Consider the following 1,641-nt stretch of genomic DNA (forward strand, 5'->3'; position numbering starts at 1 on the left):
ATAATAGACATAGAGAATAATATTTTTTATGTCTCGATAAATGCCTAGTTTTCTATCTATTTTTTCCTATAAATCATTTTATAATATTCTTATTATTACTGTACTATTATCTATAATAAAGCATAAACTATCCAATAATAATAAAAAAATTATAGTATGAATTTTTATTATTGGAGTTATCTTGTGGATGTGATTTTATGTGATTTTTTTGTTATTAAATAAAATATTTTATGATAACGCAAAATAGAAAATTTAATTGTATGAGAGATCTTTCAAATATAATAGAATGTCATTGGATTGCCTATTCACGCGCTTATTTTTAAAAAGCATCTTTGCTATTCAAGCTCCTTTCGCGATGGCTCCCATGAATGGTTTAATGGTAAAGTCCCATATTTTTGCGTTTATGAAGAATAAACTCGCTACCATTACACACTTTCCCCCAATGTTGAGGCAATCTTTAACGCTTGAGAGGGGTCATAAGAAGTATTTTTATTTTTTCCTTAATGTCTTTATACATACGCACAGGTTTTCGCCAGCCTGTAACGTACAAAAAAATACTTTTGATTGCTTCAACGTGGAATAGGGTTTAAATGAGAGAATTCTACTATATTCTGAATTCTTATTCCACCTGAAATAGTAAATTATCTTTATAAATCAAAATATTGTCCAAATAAAATAGTATCTCTCCTCAGTAAAGAAGTATTTACCAGTATCTACTTGAAAAATAAAAGCCTCATTTTAAAATGAGGCTTTTAAATTGTTTAATTCTGCAAAAAATCAAAATTTATAAGCGACACCTACACGGAAGTCGTTTGTCTTGTAGCCCATTTCAACTTTATCTTGCACAAATTTCTTCTTACCAAAATCTGAATAACGATATTCTGCACGCAAAAGAACATTATCAGTCATTGCAAAATCAACCCCCCCTCCAAGAGTATAACCAATCATGGTCTTCTTTTCGTCATACACCAAATTATCAAGATTACCCGATTTATTTTCCGTATTAGATTTGTTAGAGATTATATTGTTAAGCTGTGTATACGCAACACCTCCAGCCACATAAGGCATTAAACGATCAAAAGAAAAACCAAATCTTACTCGTGTAGCTCCAGCCCATTTTTGTTTTAAAGTGTGATGCACCACTTCATCAGAGGTTGCCGAATGATCCCCATCATCACTAGTCCCTACTGTTATAACTTTTGATTTTGATGATGATCCTTCGGTATGACCTTCTTGTGGCAAATGGTGATCTTTTGTATCTTTTTTATTAAACCACATGAGATCTGTATCTATACCTATAGTAAAACCATTTTCGATATCAATATTGTAACCTGCATAAATGCCACCGATAAAACCGGAAAGTTTAGGTAAATCTTCCTTTCCAAGTGGAGACCATTGTCCTGCATTCTCATCGTTTAAATAACTTGCTTTAATTTTACTTGAAAAATTACCAATTTGACCTCCAAGATAAAATCCAGTCCAAGAGAACTGTGGAGCTGTAATAATAGGTACCGGCTGTTCTGGTATCGTAACATCCGCTGCTTGTAATACAGAAATTGAAATTAAAGAAAAGATAGATGTTGAAATTAAATACTTTGTAATCATAATTGCTCCCCTAAAAGCTAATGTGATAAGTAAATA

General features: G+C 31.5%; 1 protein-coding gene. It reads right to left on the minus strand.

Features of this window, described 5'->3' with window-relative positions; translation table 11 throughout:
* Positions 1-777 precede the first annotated feature (777 nt).
* Positions 778-1,605 carry an outer membrane protein gene (locus tag FS875_RS09805; protein ID WP_144756233.1) on the minus strand — a complete coding sequence of 276 codons (828 nt, stop codon included), beginning with the start codon at positions 1,603-1,605 and terminating at the stop codon, positions 778-780.
* Positions 1,606-1,641 lie beyond the last annotated feature (36 nt).

The organism is Bartonella saheliensis, assembly GCF_902162175.1.